The organism is Pantoea sp. CTOTU49201 (assembly GCF_032054795.1).
Classification (GTDB): domain Bacteria; phylum Pseudomonadota; class Gammaproteobacteria; order Enterobacterales; family Enterobacteriaceae; genus Pantoea; species Pantoea symbiotica.
Genome location: NZ_DAMBSA010000044.1, coordinates 1 through 17,724 on the forward strand (window position 1 = coordinate 1; position 17,724 = coordinate 17,724).

13 protein-coding genes are annotated in these 17,724 nt (G+C 54.4%); 5 read left to right on the forward strand and 8 right to left on the reverse strand.

Going from position 1 to position 17,724, the window contains the following annotated elements; genetic code table 11:
• Positions 1-52: 52 nt before the first annotated feature.
• The 3 genes from yacL to RTY00_RS05280 form a co-directional block, all read right to left on the reverse strand.
• On the reverse strand, positions 53-415 hold the full coding sequence (gene yacL, locus RTY00_RS05270) for a protein YacL (RefSeq protein WP_008108552.1): 363 nt from the start codon (positions 413-415) through the stop codon (positions 53-55).
• A 172-nt stretch (positions 416-587) separates the two neighbouring features.
• A complete protein-coding gene (gene acnB, locus RTY00_RS05275) occupies positions 588-3,185 on the reverse strand; it encodes a bifunctional aconitate hydratase 2/2-methylisocitrate dehydratase (protein ID WP_085982361.1) in 2,598 nt (865 codons plus the stop codon).
• Positions 3,186-3,423: 238 nt separating this feature from the next.
• The gene (locus RTY00_RS05280) at positions 3,424-4,419 is read right to left on the reverse strand and encodes an aldo/keto reductase (protein WP_312663680.1); all 996 of its coding nucleotides are present in this window, start codon (positions 4,417-4,419) and stop codon (positions 3,424-3,426) included.
• 98 nt (positions 4,420-4,517) lie between these two features.
• Between RTY00_RS05280 and RTY00_RS05285 the strand changes: the two genes are divergently transcribed.
• Positions 4,518-5,417, forward strand: a complete 900-nt coding sequence (locus RTY00_RS05285) for a LysR family transcriptional regulator (protein ID WP_312663681.1) — start codon at positions 4,518-4,520, stop codon at positions 5,415-5,417.
• A gap of 279 nt (positions 5,418-5,696) precedes the next feature.
• Positions 5,697-5,843 carry a Hok/Gef family protein gene (locus tag RTY00_RS24700; protein ID WP_137385164.1) on the forward strand — a complete coding sequence of 49 codons (147 nt, stop codon included), beginning with the start codon at positions 5,697-5,699 and terminating at the stop codon, positions 5,841-5,843.
• 143 nt (positions 5,844-5,986) lie between these two features.
• Here RTY00_RS24700 and lpdA read toward each other — a convergent pair whose 3' ends face one another.
• The 4 genes from lpdA to pdhR all read right to left on the reverse strand — a co-directional run bounded on the left by lpdA (position 5,987) and on the right by pdhR (position 13,056).
• Positions 5,987-7,411 (reverse strand): dihydrolipoyl dehydrogenase, encoded by a 1,425-nt coding sequence (gene lpdA, locus RTY00_RS05290; protein ID WP_008108560.1) that lies wholly within the window; start codon positions 7,409-7,411, stop codon positions 5,987-5,989.
• Between the two features lie 173 nt (positions 7,412-7,584).
• Entirely contained in the window at positions 7,585-9,483 is a 1,899-nt protein-coding gene (gene aceF / locus RTY00_RS05295) for a pyruvate dehydrogenase complex dihydrolipoyllysine-residue acetyltransferase (protein ID WP_312663683.1), read from the reverse strand.
• Between the two features lie 14 nt (positions 9,484-9,497).
• Positions 9,498-12,164, reverse strand: coding sequence for a pyruvate dehydrogenase (acetyl-transferring), homodimeric type (gene aceE / locus RTY00_RS05300; RefSeq protein WP_312663685.1), 2,667 nt, complete (start codon positions 12,162-12,164; stop codon positions 9,498-9,500).
• Between the two features lie 127 nt (positions 12,165-12,291).
• Complete coding sequence (gene pdhR / locus RTY00_RS05305; RefSeq protein WP_008108566.1) at positions 12,292-13,056, reverse strand: pyruvate dehydrogenase complex transcriptional repressor PdhR; 765 nt, start codon at positions 13,054-13,056, stop codon at positions 12,292-12,294.
• 513 nt (positions 13,057-13,569) lie between these two features.
• On the opposite strand from pdhR, the gene aroP reads away from it, so the two are divergent.
• From aroP to RTY00_RS05320, 3 genes are all read left to right on the forward strand, one after another.
• Positions 13,570-14,925, forward strand: a complete 1,356-nt coding sequence (gene aroP, locus RTY00_RS05310) for an aromatic amino acid transporter AroP (protein ID WP_008108568.1) — start codon at positions 13,570-13,572, stop codon at positions 14,923-14,925.
• 162 nt (positions 14,926-15,087) lie between these two features.
• Positions 15,088-16,494, forward strand: a complete 1,407-nt coding sequence (locus RTY00_RS05315) for a glycoside-pentoside-hexuronide (GPH):cation symporter (RefSeq protein WP_008108570.1) — start codon at positions 15,088-15,090, stop codon at positions 16,492-16,494.
• A complete protein-coding gene (locus RTY00_RS05320; RefSeq protein WP_312663686.1) occupies positions 16,491-17,444 on the forward strand; it encodes a family 43 glycosylhydrolase in 954 nt (317 codons plus the stop codon). The genes RTY00_RS05315 and RTY00_RS05320 overlap by 4 nt, the downstream gene beginning before the upstream one ends.
• On the opposite strand, the gene ampE is transcribed toward RTY00_RS05320, so the two are convergent.
• On the reverse strand, positions 17,426-17,724 hold a 299-nt coding region (gene ampE, locus RTY00_RS05325; RefSeq protein WP_312663687.1), incomplete at its 5' end, for a regulatory signaling modulator protein AmpE. The genes RTY00_RS05320 and ampE overlap by 19 nt on opposite strands.

Sequence of the window (17,724 nt, forward strand, 5' to 3'; positions counted from 1 at the left end):
GTCAGATTATGGTCCAACATTTGGGGTGCAGTTCATGAATGGCGACCCTACGTTATTTACCGGCGATAAACAGCCGATAAGCGGCAATCACCGCGAGAAAATCTTCGACGCCACAGAAAGAGAGGCTCTCTTCATCGTAATAGGTCATGCCCTCTTCCATGCCGTCATCTTCCAGCGCCAGCTGGTTGGCACGAATCATCACCTCTTCTTCATCCAGCCACAGCGTGTATTCATGCCCAACGCGCTGCCACTGATTAATGGTGCCTTTCACCTGCTGGGCAGCAGCCTCAACCTCATCCAGCAACGGCAGATTGTCTTTGACCTCTTCGTTGAACCAGTGCCCCACCGCTTCGTGGTCCATCGACATACGCACTTTGACCTGACCGGTCAAATCACGCAGAAATTCGTACTCCATGGGTTTGCCTCATACTGATGACGCGCCGTGCGGCACCGTGTTAGTGCATTTTGTGCGCAGCACGCTGAATAAAGTGGGATCGCGCTCGCATTATGCCTGGAGATGTCAGCGGAAAAAAGGGCATAAAAAAAGGGACGATCTTCATCGTCCCCTTGTTCATCCCGATAGCCGATTAAACGGCAGTCTGGAAGATCACGCTATCCGCTTTTTCAGTGTATTGTCCCAGCTGATCAAAGTTGAGATAGCGATAAGTGTCAGCCGCGGTCTTATCAACCTGCAGCATGAACTGCTGATACTCATCCGGCGTTGGCAGCTTGCCAAGCAGCGAAGCGACCGCCGCCAGTTCAGCCGACGCCAGGAAGACGTTCGCGCCGGTACCCAGACGGTTCGGGAAGTTACGGGTCGAGGTGGAAACCACCGTCGCGCCGTCCGCCACACGCGCCTGGTTACCCATGCACAGTGAACAGCCCGGAATCTCGATACGCGCACCGCTCTTACCGAAGACGCTGTAGTAGCCCTCTTCGGTCAGCTGTGCGGCGTCCATTTTGGTTGGCGGCGCAACCCACAAGCGGGTTGGCAGCTGGCCTTTATGGGCATCCAGCAGTTTACCGGCCGCGCGGAAGTGACCAATGTTGGTCATGCACGAACCGATGAACACTTCGTCGATCTTCTCGCCCTGCACGTCAGACAACCAACGCGCGTCGTCTGGATCGTTCGGTGCACACAGAATCGGCTCTTTAATCTCGGCCAGATCGATGTCGATCACCGCCGCGTATTCCGCATCCGCATCGCCTTCCAGCAGTTGCGGATCGGCCAGCCATTTCTGCATGCCTTCAATGCGGCGCTCCAGCGTACGACGATCGCCGTAGCCTTCTGAGATCATCCACTTCAGCAGCACGATGTTCGAGTTCAGGTACTCGATAATCGGCTCTTTATCCAGCTTGATGGTACAGCCTGCAGCAGAACGCTCCGCCGAGGCATCGGTCAGCTCAAATGCCTGCTCTACTTTCAGTTTCGGCAGACCTTCGATTTCCAGCACGCGGCCAGAGAAGATGTTTTTCTTACCTTTCTTCTCAACGGTCAGCAGGCCCGCTTTGATCGCGTACAGCGGAATCGCGTGTACCAGATCGCGCAGGGTGATGCCCGGCTGCATTTCGCCTTTGAAGCGCACCAGCACCGATTCCGGCATATCCAGCGGCATTACGCCGGTCGCAGCAGCAAACGCTACCAGACCAGAACCTGCCGGGAAGGAAATACCGATTGGGAAACGGGTGTGCGAGTCACCGCCGGTACCAACGGTATCGGGCAGCAGCATGCGGTTCAGCCAGCTGTGGATAACGCCATCACCTGGACGCAGCGAGACGCCGCCACGGTTCATGATGAAGTCTGGCAGCGTATGGTGTGTGGTCACGTCAACCGGCTTCGGATAAGCGGCGGTGTGACAGAATGACTGCATTACCAGGTCAGCAGAGAAGCCGAGGCACGCCAGGTCTTTCAGTTCATCACGGGTCATTGGACCGGTGGTGTCCTGAGAACCGACTGAGGTCATTTTTGGTTCGCAGTACGCGCCCGGACGGACACCGTCTACGCCGCACGCGCGGCCAACCATTTTCTGCGCCAGTGAGTAACCACGGGTGCTGGCGGCAACATCTTTGGCTTGCACGAATACATCGCTGTGCGGCAGACCCAATGACTCGCGCGCTTTGGTGGTCAGGCCACGACCGATGATCAGCGGAATACGACCGCCAGCACGGACTTCGTCCAGCAGCACGTCGGTCTTCAGCTCGAAGGTTGCCAGCACTTCATCAGTTTCGTGATTGCGCACTTCGCCTTTGTACGGGTAAACGTCGATGACATCGCCCATGTTCAGACGATCAACGTCAAGCTCGATCGGCAAGGCACCCGCATCTTCCATGGTGTTGAAGAAGATGGGAGCAATTTTACCGCCGAGGCACAGACCGCCGCCCTTTTTGTTTGGCACGTAAGGGATATCGTCGCCCATAAACCACAGCACCGAGTTGGTGGCGGATTTACGTGAAGAACCGGTACCGACCACGTCGCCAACATAGGTCAGCGGAAAGCCTTTGGTCTGCAGTGCTTCGATCTGTTTGATCGGGCCAATGTTACCAGCATCGTCGGGTTCGATGCCTTCACGGGCATTTTTCAGCATTGCCAGCGCGTGCAGTGGAATATCCGGACGTGACCATGCATCCGGCGCCGGAGAGAGGTCGTCGGTGTTGGTTTCGCCGGTCACTTTGAACACGGTGGTGGTGATTTTTTCAGCCAGTTTTGGACGCTTCAGGAACCATTCGGCATCGGCCCAGGACTGGATGATTTTTTTCGCGTGTGGGTTACCCGCTTTGGCTTTCTCTTCGACATCGTAGAAGTTATCGAACATCAGCAGCGTGTGAGACAGGGCTTCGGCAGCGATCGGCGCTAAGGCTTCATCTTCTAACGCTTCAATCAGCGCATGGATGTTATAACCGCCCTGCATGGTGCCCAGCAGCTCAACGGCTTTTTCGCGAGTAACCAGAGGAGAGTGGGCTTCGCCCTTAGTGACAGCTGCCAGGAAACCGGCTTTTACATACGCCGCTTCATCAACACCTGGTGGAACACGATTGACCAACAGGTCGGTAAGGAATTCTTCTTCACCCGCTGGCGGGTTTTTTAGCAGTTCAACCAGCGCGGCCATCTGGGAAGCATCTAACGGCTTAGGTACGATTCCCTGGGCAGCACGCTCGGCAACGTGCTTACGGTATTCTTCTAGCACGACGTTCTCCTCGCTCTCATTGTATAGCTTTCCGGTGCACCCCTTGATGCTGTCGAACAGTAGGGTGAGGTGCCCGGTTCCGCGTGGGGCAGCATAGCAGCATTTCGCCTGATTGTTAATCTGTTTACAAAAAAGCAACATCCGTGCGTTTTTTAGCAGCTTCATCTGCAAATTGAGCGGGATCACATAAAAAAGCAGGCTTTGAAAGCCTGCTTGTTCTCATTTTCGGGGAAGAGTTTTAACGATCGACCAGCACAAACTCGCTGTCGTTATAGCGTTTGCCCAGAATGTTTTTCTCGCTAAACACCTCATCCAGCGTGGCGACATCAGCATGACGTATTGCTAAATCATCGGCGATGCAGTGCTGTTCCAGATGGGCGATTTTGCTGGCGCCGGGAATCGGCACAATAAACTCGCCTTTTGCCAGCACCCACGCCAACGCCAGCTGAGCGGCGGTTGCGTCATAACCTGCAGCCATCTCAGTGAGCTGATTCACTAACTTTTGGTTATGCGCCTGCGCATCCTGCTGAAAACGCGGCAGTGAACGACGGAAATCATCTTCCGCTAAGGTTGTGGCGGCCGGGAATTTCCCGGTCAGGAAACCGCGCCCCAGCGGGCTATACGGCACAAAGCCGACGTTCAATTCACGGCAGGTAGCGAGGACATCTTGCTCTGGATCGCGTGACCACAGCGAATATTCGCTTTGCAGCGCCGAAATCGGATGCACCGCATGTGCGCGGCGCAAGGTGGCGGATGAAACCTCAGACAAACCGAGATACTTCACCTTCCCTTCCCGCACCAGATCGGCCATCACGCCCACTACCTCTTCAATCGGCACCGCCGGATCGAGACGATGCTGATAGAGCAATTCAATAGTTTCCACTCCGAGACGCTGCAAAGATCCTTCGACCGCACGTCGAATATGCGCCGGATCGCTATTCACCCCAGTAATTCGTTCCCAACCTTCGCCCTGATCGGTAATGCGAAAACCAAACTTGGTGGCGACTTTGATATCGCTGCGCCCTTTTATTGCTTTTGCCAACAAGCTCTCGTTGGTGAATGGACCATATACTTCTGCGGTATCGAGGAAATTCACGCCCAACTCAAACGCCCGCGCCAGCGTGTTCAGCGCCTGTTTTTCATCGTTCTGCCCATAGGCGAAGCTCATGCCCATGCAGCCTAATCCCAGCGCCGAAACCTGTAATCCCTGATTGCCTAATTGACGTTGTTGCATTGTTTAATCCTCTTCGCTGTTGGTGTTAATGTTATAAACCTCAGCAATCGCGGCAACAATTGAGGTATTTTTGCCGATTTAGTGAGTAAAACTCAGCAATGAATAAATACCGTGCGTCAATGCAGGAACTGGAGATGTTTGCTGCTATCGCGCAGCATCTGAGCTTTCGTAAAGCGGCGGAGGAGCGCAACGTCACGCCCTCCAGTCTGAGCCACGCGATGCGCCATTTCGAAGCGCGTTTAGGCGTGCGGCTACTCAATCGCACCACGCGCAAAGTGGCGCTCACCGAAGCCGGAGAACGCTTTTTGCAGCGCATTCAGCCTGCGCTTGCCGATCTGTCGCAAGCGGTGGACGAGCTCAACGACTGGCGCAGCGATCCACGCGGCGTATTGCGCATTAGCATGCCGCGATCGGCGGAAGCGCTGTTCTTCGATACGCTGATTTTGCCGTTCTTGCTGCGCTATCCCGAGATTACGCTGGAGATCGACAGCAATGATTCACTGCTGGATATCGTAGAGGCCGGATTTGATGCCGGTGTGCGCTACGGCGATGTATTGGCGCAGGATATGGTGGCGGTGCCGTTTGGCGCAGCGATGCGGGCGCTGGCGGTGGCGAGCCCGGCGTTTATTGCGCAGCATGGTGCGCCACAGCAACCGGCTGAGCTGCTGCAATTTCCCTGCATTGAGCGACGCTTTCCCAGTGGCCGACGTTATCGCTGGGAATTCTGGCAGGATGGCCGCAAACAGGAAGTGGCGGTAAAAGGATCGCTGGTGCTTGATAATAATGAGCGAATACTACAGGCAGCGCGTGCAGGCGTAGGCATTGCCTTTCTGCATGAAGGTACGGTGCGGGAAAATTTAATTCGCGGTGAGTTAGTGGAAATACTGGCAGAGTTCACTCAGGTAGAAGAAGGTTTTTGGCTTTACTATCCGAGCCGGAAATATCTATCAGCACCACTAAGGCATTTTATTGATTGGCTTAAAGAATTTAACCTTTAATTAAAAATATCCATTACGCGTTCTATTTAAATGATCAGATAATATATAAATCCATTAATTATAAATAATTTAAAATTTAAGGTGAAATAAAAGAAGTTTGGCGTAGACTGCCTGCGGGCGCTTGAGGCAACTTGCTTCAAGCTGAAAAGATTGAGGTGGGTTGTGGAGCGTAAAACCGTGCAGTTAACTTTCATTAACCGCACGGGCAAGCGAACTACCCTACACGTGAGAAATGTCAGGGTAGTCGCTTGCTCGTGCTAAATCAAGAGGAACGTGACTATGAAGTCAATATTCAGCAAGCTGATTATCAGCGGGCTCATTCTATTAGGATTGTGTCTGGTTAATCGCAGTTCACTCTGTGAATTACGATTACGAATATTCACTGCTGAATTATCGGCTGTTATGGCTTACGAAGCACAACAGTAAAACTTCACTAGCGGGAGTTCGCTCCCGCTATTCCGGCATGACTCATAAAGTAGCTCACGCGCCTTTTTTACTTGTTTATTTAAATAGAACCACTAATAAAAAACGGCTCCATAAAGGAGCCGTTTTTTATTCAAAGCGCAAACTTATTTCTTTTTCGCTTTTGGGTTCGGCAGGTCAGTGATGCTACCTTCGAACACTTCGGCCGCCAGACCAACTGATTCATGCAGCGTTGGGTGCGCGTGAATGGTAAGAGCGATATCTTCGGCATCACAGCCCATTTCAATCGCCAGACCGATTTCACCCAGCAGCTCGCCGCCGTTGGTACCGACAATCGCACCACCGATAACACGGTGAGTTTCTTTGTCGAAAATCAGCTTGGTCATGCCGTCCGCACAATCAGACGCGATAGCACGGCCTGAAGCTGCCCACGGGAAGGTGGACACTTCGTAGCTGATGCCTTTCTCTTTGGCTTCTTTCTCGGTCAGACCAACCCAGGCAACTTCTGGCTCGGTGTATGCAATGGATGGAATCACCTTCGGATCGAAGTAGTGCTTCAGGCCCGAGATCACTTCCGCCGCTACGTGGCCTTCGTGCACACCTTTGTGCGCCAGCATTGGCTGACCCACGATGTCACCGATAGCATAGATGTGCGGTACGTTGGTGCGCATCTGCTTGTCGACGCGGATGAAGCCGCGATCGTCCACTTCCACGCCAGCTTTACCGGCATCAAGGCCTTTACCGTTCGGTACGCGACCAATTGCCACCAGCACCGCGTCGTAACGCTGTGCATCGGCTGGGGCTTTTTTGCCTTCCATCGAAACGTAAATACCGTCGTCTTTCGCTTCAACAGCGGTAACTTTGGTTTCCAGCATCAGGTTGAATTTCTTGCTGATACGCTTGGTGAAGACTTTCACCACGTCTTTATCGGCAGCCGGAATCACCTGGTCGAACATCTCAACCACGTCGATCTCTGAACCCAACGCTTTATAAACGGTGGCCATTTCCAGACCAATGATACCGCCGCCCATTACCAGCAGACGCTTCGGCACTTCTTTCAGTTCCAGCGCATCGGTAGAGTCCCACACGCGCGGATCATTGTGCGGAATGAATGGCAGTTCGATTGGACGAGAACCGGCCGCGATAATCGCGTTATCGAAGTTAATGGTGGTTGCGCCACCTTCACCTTCAACCACCAGCGTGTTAGCACCGGTGAATTTGCCGAGGCCCGTTACCACTTTCACTTTACGACCTTTCGCCATACCCGCGAGGCCGCCAGTGAGCTGGTTAATAACCTTCTCTTTCCACGAACGAATTTTGTCGATGTCAGTTTGCGGCTGGCCAAACACGATACCGTGCTCTTCCAGGGCTTTTGCTTCGTCGATCACTTTGGCGACGTGCAGCAGCGCTTTTGACGGGATACAGCCTACGTTCAGACAAACACCGCCGAGGGTGCTGTAACGCTCAACGATTACGGTTTCCAGACCTAAATCAGCGCAACGGAAGGCTGCAGAGTAACCTGCAGGACCTGCCCCAAGTACCACGACTTGAGTTTTAATCTCTGTACTCATCATGACCTCTTGTTTGATTACCGGCAGTCAGGAGAAAGCTTTTCCCAAGCTCTAATGCCCTATATCCGCCGGGACATTTCACCGCGAGAGTTTACAGAATTGTTAACAAACTGCCAACCGCGGCAACATTGAATGCTTACAACAAGGCCGGCTTTCGCCGGCCTTGATTAACTTCACATCACCAAACGGCGAATGTCGGACAGTGTGTTGTTGATGATGGTGATAAAGCGCGCACCATCAGCACCGTCGATCACGCGGTGGTCGAAGGAGAGTGAGATCGGCATCATCAGACGCGGCTCAAACTCTTTACCGTTCCATACCGGCTCCATCGCTGACTTGGAAACACCGAGGATAGCCACTTCAGGCGCGTTGACGATTGGCGCGAAGTGCGTGGTGCCCAGGCCGCCAAGGCTGGAGATGGTGAAGCAACCGCCCTGCATGTCGCCAGCGGTCAGCTTGCCATCACGCGCTTTCTTCGAAATCGCCATCAGCTCGCGAGACAGTTCAGTGATGCCTTTCTTGTTCACATCTTTGAACACTGGAACCACCAGACCGTTTGGCGTATCGACTGCCACACCGATGTTGATGTATTTCTTCAGCGTCAGTTTCTGTGCATCTTCAGACAGTGAACTGTTGAAGCGTGGCATCTGCTCAAGAGCAGCGGCAACGGCTTTCATAATGAACACCACTGGCGTGAATTTCACATCCAGTTTGCGTTTCTCAGCTTCGGCATTCTGCTGTTTGCGGAACGCTTCCAGGTCGGTGATATCGGTTTTGTCGAAGTGCGTAACGTGCGGGATCACCACCCAGTTACGGCTCAGGTTGGCACCGGAGATTTTCTGGATACGACCCAGTTCAACTTCTTCGATTTCGCCGAACTTGCTGAAGTCCACTTTCGGCCAAGGCAACAGACCTGGCAGGCTTCCGCCGCTAGCTGCAGCAGCCGGAGCCGCTTCAGCGCGTTTCACCGCATCTTTGACGTAAGTCTGCACGTCTTCTTTCAGGATGCGACCTTTACGGCCGGTGCCTTTGACTTTCGCCAGATTCACACCGAACTCGCGCGCCAGGCGACGAATCACCGGCGTAGCGTGTACATAAGCGTCGTTCTCAGCGAACTCGCCTTTTGCATCGGCTTTCGCTGCTGCTGGAGCCGCTGCAGGTTTCGCTGCTTCTGCCGCTGGAGCTGCTTCCTGCTTAGCGGCAGGCGCTGCAGCCGGTGCCGCGCCTTCCACTTCGAACACCATGATCAGTTTACCGGTGCTGACTTTATCGCCAGTCGCCACTTTCAACTCTTTCACGGTACCGGCGAACGGTGCAGGCACTTCCATTGAGGCTTTGTCACCTTCAACCACGATCAGTGATTGCTCAGCAGCGACTTTGTCGCCCACTTTCACCAGAATCTCGGTGACTTCAACTTCGTCGCCACCAATGTCCGGCACGTTGACGTCTTTCGCGCCAGAAGCCGCAGGTGCTGCAGCTGGTGCGGCTTCCTGTTTGGCTGCTGGAGCGGCAGCGGCTGGCGCTGCGCCTTCTGCTTCGAACACCATGATCAGTGAGCCGGTGTTCACTTTATCGCCGGTGGCGATTTTGATCTCTTTCACCACGCCCGCGAACGGTGCTGGGACTTCCATTGAGGCTTTGTCGCCTTCAACGGTGATCAGCGACTGCTCAGCGGCAACTTTGTCGCCAACTTTGACCAGGATCTCAGTGACTTCAACTTCGTCGCCGCCGATGTCCGGTACGTTGACCTCTTTGCTGACCGCAGCAGCAGCGGCTGCTGGAGCAGGAGCGGCTTCCGCTTTCTTCTCTTCGGCTGGCGCTGGCGCCGCTTCTGCGCCACCTTCAGCTTCAAAGATCATGATCAGTTTGCCGGTTTCTACTTTGTCGCCGGTAGAGATTTTGATCTCTTTAACCACGCCCGCCTGCGGCGAAGGCACTTCCATGGAGGCTTTATCGCCTTCCACGGTGATCAGCGACTGTTCAGCTTCAACTTTGTCGCCCACCTTTACCAGGATTTCGGTGACTTCAACTTCGTCTGCCCCGATGTCCGGTACGTTAATTTCGATAGCCATTACTCTCTTACCTCTTAAGCCAGACGCGGGTTAACTTTATCGGCGTCGATATTGAACTTGGTGATTGCTTCTGCCACCACTTTCTTATCGATTTCGCCGCGTTTAGCCAGCTCACCCAGCGCAGCCACAACCACATACGATGCATCCACTTCGAAGTGGTGACGCAGGTTTTCACGGCTGTCGGAACGACCGAAGCCATCGGTACCTAATACGCGATAATCGCTAGAAGGCACGTAGCTGCGAACCTGTTCTGCGAACAGCTTCATGTAGTCGGTTGATGCGACGGCCGGTGCTTCGTTCATCACCTGAGCGATGTACGGAACGCGCGGGGTTTCTGTTGGATGCAGCATGTTCCAGCGCTCACAATCCTGACCATCACGCGCCAGCTCGGTGAACGAGGTCACGCTGTAGACGTCAGAACCGATGCCGTAATCTTTCGCCAGGATCTGCGCGGCTTCACGCACGTGACGCAGAATTGAACCTGAACCCAGCAGCTGCACTTTGCCTTTGCTACCGTCTACGGTTTCCAGCTTGTAGATACCCTTGCGGATACCCTCTTCCGCACCCTGCGGCATCGCAGGCATGTGGTAGTTTTCGTTCAGCGTGGTGATGTAGTAGTAGATGTTTTCCTGCGCTTCGCCGTACATACGCACCAGACCATCTTGCATGATGACCGCAATTTCATACGCGTAAGACGGATCGTAAGAGATACAGTTCGGGATAGTCAGCGACTGAATGTGGCTGTGACCATCTTCGTGCTGCAGACCTTCGCCGTTCAGGGTAGTACGACCTGAAGTACCGCCAACCAGGAAGCCGCGTGCCTGCATATCGCCGGCCAGCCACATCAGATCGCCGATGCGCTGGAAGCCGAACATCGAGTAATAGATGTAGAACGGAATCATCGGCAGGTTGTTGGTGCTGTAAGAGGTCGCCGCAGCCAGCCAGGATGAACCTGCGCCCAGCTCGTTGATCCCTTCCTGCAGAATCTGGCCTTTCTCGTCTTCTTTATAGTAAGCAACCTGCTCGCGGTCCTGCGGGGTGTACTGCTGACCGTTCGGGCTGTAGATACCAATCTGACGGAACAGACCTTCCATACCGAAGGTACGCGCTTCGTCCGCGAGGATCGGAACCAGACGATCTTTGATCGACTTGTTCTTCAGCATCACGTTCAGGGCACGCACGAAAGCGATAGTGGTTGAGATCTCTTTGTTCTGCTCTTCCAGCAGTGGACGGAACTCATCCAGCGTAGGCATTTCCAGCTTCTCGCTGAACTCCGCCTGACGCGTTGGCAGGTAGCCACCCAACTTCTCACGCTGACCGTGCAGATAGTTGTACTCTTCAGAACCTTTCTCGAAGGTGACATATGGCAGCTCTTCGATTTTGTCGTCGGCAACCGGCACATTGAAGCGATCGCGGATGTAGCGAACGCCATCCATGTTCATCTTCTTAACCTGGTGCGCGATGTTTTTACCTTCGGCAGTGTCACCCATACCATAACCTTTGATGGTATGTGCCAGAATCAGCGTTGGCTGACCTTTGGTGTCCTGCGCTTTTTTCAGTGCAGCATAGACTTTCTTCGGATCGTGGCCGCCGCGGTTCAGCGCGAAGATCTCTTCGTCTGACCAGTCTTTCACCAGCGCTGCGGTTTCCGGATATTTACCGAAGAAGTGCTCACGCACGTAAGCGCCGTTACGGGATTTGAAGGTCTGATAATCGCCATCAACGGTTTCGTTCATCAGTTGAATCAGCTTGCCGCTGGTGTCCTGACGCAGCAGTTCATCCCAACGACCGCCCCAAATCACTTTGATCACGTTCCAGCCAGCACCGGCAAAGATGCCTTCCAGCTCGTTGATGATCTTACCGTTACCGGTGACCGGGCCATCCAGACGCTGCAGGTTACAGTTGATGATGAACACCAGGTTGTCCAGCTTCTCACGGGTGGCGATGGTGATCGCACCTTTGGATTCCGGCTCATCCATCTCGCCATCACCGAGGAAGGCGTAAACGGTTTGTGCTGAGGTGTCTTTCAGACCACGGTGTTCCAGATACTTCAGGAATTTCGCCTGATAGATCGCGTTCAATGGACCAAGGCCCATAGAAACGGTTGGGAACTGCCAGAAGTCAGGCATCAGTTTCGGGTGCGGGTAAGAAGAGAGACCTTTGCCCTGCACTTCCTGACGGAAGTTATTCATTTGATCTTCGCTCAGACGACCTTCAAGGAAGGCGCGCGCGTAGATACCTGGAGAAATGTGACCCTGGAAGAAGACCAGATCGCCGCCGTCTTTGTCGCTACGTGCGCGGAAGAAGTGGTTAAAGCACACTTCATAAATGGTCGCGGAAGATTGGAAAGAGGACATATGGCCGCCCAGCTCCAGATCTTTCTTCGACGCACGCAGCACCGACATGATGGCGTTCCAACGAATTGCGGAACGGATACGACGTTCAAGAGAGGTGTTGCCCGGATAGTCCGGCTCATCTTCAACAGCAATAGAGTTAATGTAGTTGCTGATTGCAGAGGAACCTGCGGCAACTTTCACGCCACCTTTGCGTGCTGCACTCATTACCTGATCAATCAGATACTGCGCGCGCTCAACACCTTCTTCACGGATGACCGATTCGATCGCTTGTAGCCAATCACGAGTTTCGATCGGATCCACGTCATTCTGTAAACGTTCTGACATGGGGTGTATTCCTTATCTGTGTCTAATACGTTGAAATTATCAGGAGCCTGTCTGCTTGTGCTTTGCTTCTGGTTCACAGCACAAGAAGACAGGCCCGTCGTGTTTTCCGCACGTTCGTTGCCGTGCGTTATTCCTTACGTTGCTGTAAACGACGCAGGGAGCGTTCACGACGACTCTGCTCCCGACTTCTATCCAGCAAGATTTCCTCAATGAACGCCAGGTGACGATGAGATGCCTCGCGTGCTTGTTCTGGCTCACGCGCCACAATCGCCTCGTAGATACTGGCGCGGTGACCGCTCACTTTCGCCAGCATTTCCCGACGAGCGTAGAGCAATTCAAAATTCTGACGGACGTTTTGTTCCAGCATAGGGCCCATGGAACGCAGCAGATGCAGCAGCACCACATTATGGGCCGCTTCTGTGACAGCGATCTGATACTTCATCACTGCATCGGCTTCGGCGTCGAGATCGCCGCTGTCCTGTGCCTGCTGAATATGAACATGGCAGTCGCGGATGCGCTGCAGATCTTCATCGGTTCCCCGCAGTGCCGCGTAATAGGCAGCAACGCCTTCCAGCGCGTGGCGGGTTTCCAGCAGGTCAAACTGAGATTCTGGATGTTCGGCAAGCAGACCGACCAACGGGTCGCTCAGGCTTTGCCAGAGATTTTTTTGGACGAAGGTGCCACCACCCTGACGACGTAGCAGCAGGCCTTTAGCTTCCAGGCTCTGAATCGCTTCGCGCAGGGATGGACGTGAGACATCAAACTGTTTCGCCAGTTCACGCTCAGGGAGCAGTTTTTCACCCGGCTGGAGCGTCCCTTCCATAATGAGGGATTCCAGCTGCTGCTCAATCGCATCGGAGAGCTTGGGTTGGCGAATTTTACTGTAGGCCATCTTCCCTTCTTATCAGCCAAACGTCCGGAGTAAATTGGTAATACCAATTGAAAAATGGTGCCGGTAAAGTAACAAAGTATTCACCTTGTGTCTATATGGCGGGCTTCACACTTCCGGGGACGATGGCAATGGCGCTGCACTAACTTACCGGAATAAGAGAGGAAAATGTTGGCCTGTGGCAAATGTTAAATAATTGTGTTTTTACCAAACCTTACACTGAGTTAGCGGAGTCAATGCGGCATAACCATAAGCGAAAGCTATTCGTGTTCACGGTTTTTTCATGGCAGAAATAATGCGACGGGCGTGCAGAGGATGCTGCTGCTTTTTCAGTCATCTCTCAGCACAAAAAGCAAAAGCAGGTGCAAAGCGGCGCGCTTATCACTATTCTGAACGCCGTGGTAGCTCATGCATGCACACAGCACGCCAGATACCGTAAAGAAAAGAATACATTAGGGTAAACAGCCTTACAGTGCGCGCACTGCAGGTGCACAATAACAACATCACGAGGTTTGTATGGAACAACAGCATGGCGACACGCTGCATCGCGGCTTAAAGAATCGCCATATACAGCTGATTGCGCTGGGCGGAGCCGTAGGTACTGGCCTGTTTCTGGGCAGCGCGTCAGTGATTAAATCGGCCGGTCCTGCCGTGATTCTCGGTTACGCGATCGCCGGTTTTATTGCCTTTCTGATTATGCGCCAACTGGGCGAAATGGTGGTTGAAGAGCCGGTTGCCGGCAGCTTCAGCCACTTCGCCTACAAATACTGGGGCAACTTCGCCGGTTTCGCCTCGGGCTGGAACTACTGGGTGCTGTATGTGCTGGTGGCGATGGCTGAGCTGACCGCCGTCGGTAAATACGTGCAGTTCTGGTGGCCAGATTTCCCAACCTGGGCCACGGCTGCCATCTTCTTTGTGCTGATCAACGCCATCAACCTGACCAACGTGAAAGTGTTTGGTGAGATGGAGTTCTGGTTCGCGATTATCAAAGTGGTCGCGGTCATCGGCATGATTCTGTTCGGTGGCTGGTTGCTGTTTAGCGGCAACGGCGGCCCGCAGGCGAGCGTCAGCAACCTGTGGGATCAGGGCGGCTTCCTGCCTCACGGCATGACCGGATTGGTGATGATGATGGCAATCATTATGTTCTCGTTTGGTGGTCTGGAGCTGGTGGGCATCACCGCTGCGGAAGCGGATAATCCGCAGGAGAGCATTCCAAAAGCCACCAATCAGGTGCTGTGGCGTATCCTGATTTTCTATATCGGTTCACTGGCGGTGCTGCTGTCGCTGCTGCCGTGGACGCGCGTGACGGCGGATACCAGCCCGTTCGTGCTGATCTTCCATGAGCTGGGCGATGCCTTTGTGGCCAACGCGCTGAACGTGGTGATCCTGACGGCGGCGCTGTCGGTCTACAACAGCTGCGTTTACTGCAACAGCCGCATGCTGTTCGGCCTGGCGCAACAGGGCAATGCGCCGAAAGCGCTGCTGAAAGTTGATAGCCGTGGTGTGCCAGTCGCGACCATTCTGGTCTCAGCCGTAGCGACCCTGCTGTGCGTACTGATCAACTACCTGATGCCAGGCGAAGCCTTTGGCCTGCTGATGGCGTTGGTGGTCTCTGCGCTGGTGATCAACTGGGCGATGATCAGCCTTGCGCACCTGAAATTCCGTAAGAAGAAAGACCAGCAAGGTGTGACCACGCGTTTCAAAGCGGTGCTCTATCCGCTGGGTAACTGGATCTGCCTGGTGTTCCTCGCCGGTGTGCTGGTGATCATGCTGATGACGCCGGGTATGGCGATTTCGGTCTGGCTGATTCCGGTTTGGCTGGTGATTCTGGCTATCGGTTACACCATCAAGAACAAACTACAGAAAGCGTAATGTTGTTCCCTGCCCGGCACGCGGTTGCCGGGCAGCACTTCTGATCTGGCTCACACTTTTCCCCGCCCGCGCGTTTTGTCCATCTACCCGACCATTTGCTCCCCAGCAGATTACTGATTTAGCACAGATAATTCCTGCTCATCATATCGCTGGAGACGATCAATGAAAGGAGCGGCCCTCTCGTTCAGGGAGAAACTGGGATATGGCATGGGCGATGCCGGATGCAACATGATTGGCGGTGCCATCATGCTGTTCCTCAATTATTTCTACACTGATGTATTCGGTTTAGCCCCAGCGCTGGTCGGCACGCTGTTGCTGTCAGTGCGCGTACTCGACGCGGTTACGGATCCGATCATGGGCGCGATTGCCGACCGCACGCAAAGCCGCTGGGGCCGTTTCCGCCCGTGGCTGCTGTGGGTTTCCGTGCCTTACGTGCTGTTCAGCGTGTTGATGTTTACCACGCCGGAGTGGAGCTACGACAACAAGGTCATCTGGGCGTTTGTCACCTACTTCCTGATGTCACTCACTTACACCGCCATCAACATTCCTTACTGCTCTCTGGGCGGCGTGATTACCAACGATCCGGGTGAGCGCGTTTCCTGTCAGTCTTATCGCTTTGTGATGGTGGGCATTGCCACGCTGATCCTCTCACTTTCGCTGCTGCCGATGGCCGAATGGTTTGGCGGTGACAACAAAGCGCGCGGCTATCAACTGGCAATGAGCGTGCTGGCGCTGATTGGTTTGGTGATGTTCCTGTTCTGCTTTGCCACGGTGCGCGAGCGCATTCGCCCTGCCACGCCAAGCAACGATGATTTAAAACAAGACCTGCGCGACGTATGGAAAAACGATCAGTGGGTACGCATTCTGCTGCTGACCTTCTGCAACGTCTGCCCCGGTTTTATCCGCATGGCCGCCACCATGTATTACGTCACCTGGGTGATGGGGCAATCAACGCACTTTGCCACGCTGTTTATCAGCCTGGGCGTCATCGGCATGATGTTCGGCAGCACACTGGCAAAAATCCTCACCGATCGCTGGTGCAAGCTCAAGGTGTTCTTCTGGACCAACATCGCGCTGGCGCTGTTCTCCTGCGGCTTCTACTGGATTGATCCGCACGCCACCGTAGCGGTGGTGATCGCCTACTTCCTGCTGAATATCCTGCATCAAATTCCGTCGCCGCTGCACTGGTCGCTAATGGCCGACGTGGATGATTACGGCGAATGGAAAACCGGCAAACGCATCACCGGCATGAGCTTCTCCGGCAACCTGTTCTTCCTCAAAGTGGGGCTGGCGGTTGCCGGGGCGATGGTCGGTTTCCTGCTGTCAATTTACGGTTACGATGCTGGCGCAAAACAGCAGGCCCCCAACGCCATTAACGGCATCATGCTGCTGTTCACGGTGATTCCGGGCGTCGGATATCTGATCACCGCCGGCGTAGTGCGTTTAATGAAAGTGGATCGCAACTTAATGCGTACGATTCAGGCCGATCTGGCGCTGCGCCGTGCCCATTCACACCACGAATCCCCTATCGCGTCCTCTGCGACTGCGCAACCCGGAGAGATCAAATGAGCTGGCCCAATCCTTTTATTACTCAACGCGCCGATCCCTTTATTCTGCGCCATGCCGATGGTTACTACTTTATCGCCTCGGTACCGGAATATGACCGACTGGAGATTCGCTATGCCTCGACGCTGGCTGGCCTGATTGAGGCAGAAGCGGTAACGGTGTGGCACAAACCGGATACCGGCCCGTTCAGCGCGCTGATTTGGGCGCCGGAGTTGCATCACATCAACGGGCAATGGGTGATATATTTCGCCGCCGCACCGACGCGTGCAATAAAAGATGGTCTGTTCCAGCACCGCATGTATGCGCTGGTGTGCAATGATGCCGATCCGCTGAGCGGTAACTGGCAGCCCTGCCGCCGCGTGCATACGCCCATCGACTCCTTCTCTCTCGATGCGACGTATTTCCAGCATCAAGGCAAACATTGGTATCTGTGGGCGCAAAAAGATCCGGCGATTCCCGGAAACTCCAACCTGTATCTCGCTGAGTTACTCAATCCGTGGACGTTGAAAAGCGCCCCGCTGATGCTGAGCCGACCAGAGTATGAATGGGAGTGCGCGGGATTCAGCGTCAACGAAGGTCCGGCGGTGATTCAGCATGGCGACAAGCTGTTTGTCACCTATTCCGCCAGCGCGACTGATGAAAATTATTGTCTGGGAATTTTAAGCATTGATGTGTTGGCCGATCCGCTCAACATCAGCGCCTGGCATAAATCCGCGCGGCCGGTATTTGCCACCAGCTGGGATAATCAGCAATACGGACCAGGACACAATAGCTTTACGGTGGATGAAGCGGGAAGAGCGGTGCTGGTGTATCACGCGCGCAACTACACCGAAATCGAGGGCGATCCGCTGTGGGATCCGAATCGCCATACGCGTTTGAAATACTTTGACTGGCGCGAAGACGGCACACCGGATTTCGGCGTGCCGCCAGCCGATCACACCAGCGTGCCGTAGATCGTCAACAGCGCGACCACCACCACCAGCACCAGAGAAATACGTTTCGCTAACGCCACCGCAACCCGTGGCGTTTCGACTTTATCCATGTGCGGATCGCGTGCCAGCGAGAACTGCGCCAGGCTGGTCAGCACCTGATACTGTGGGCGATGCAGATCGCCCAGCGCGGCAAACCAGGCTGGCAGCGCACGTTCGCCGTGGCCGAGCAGCGCGTAAGCCACGCCGGCCAAACGCACCGGGATCCAGTCCAGCACATGCAGCAGACGATCAACGCCTGACT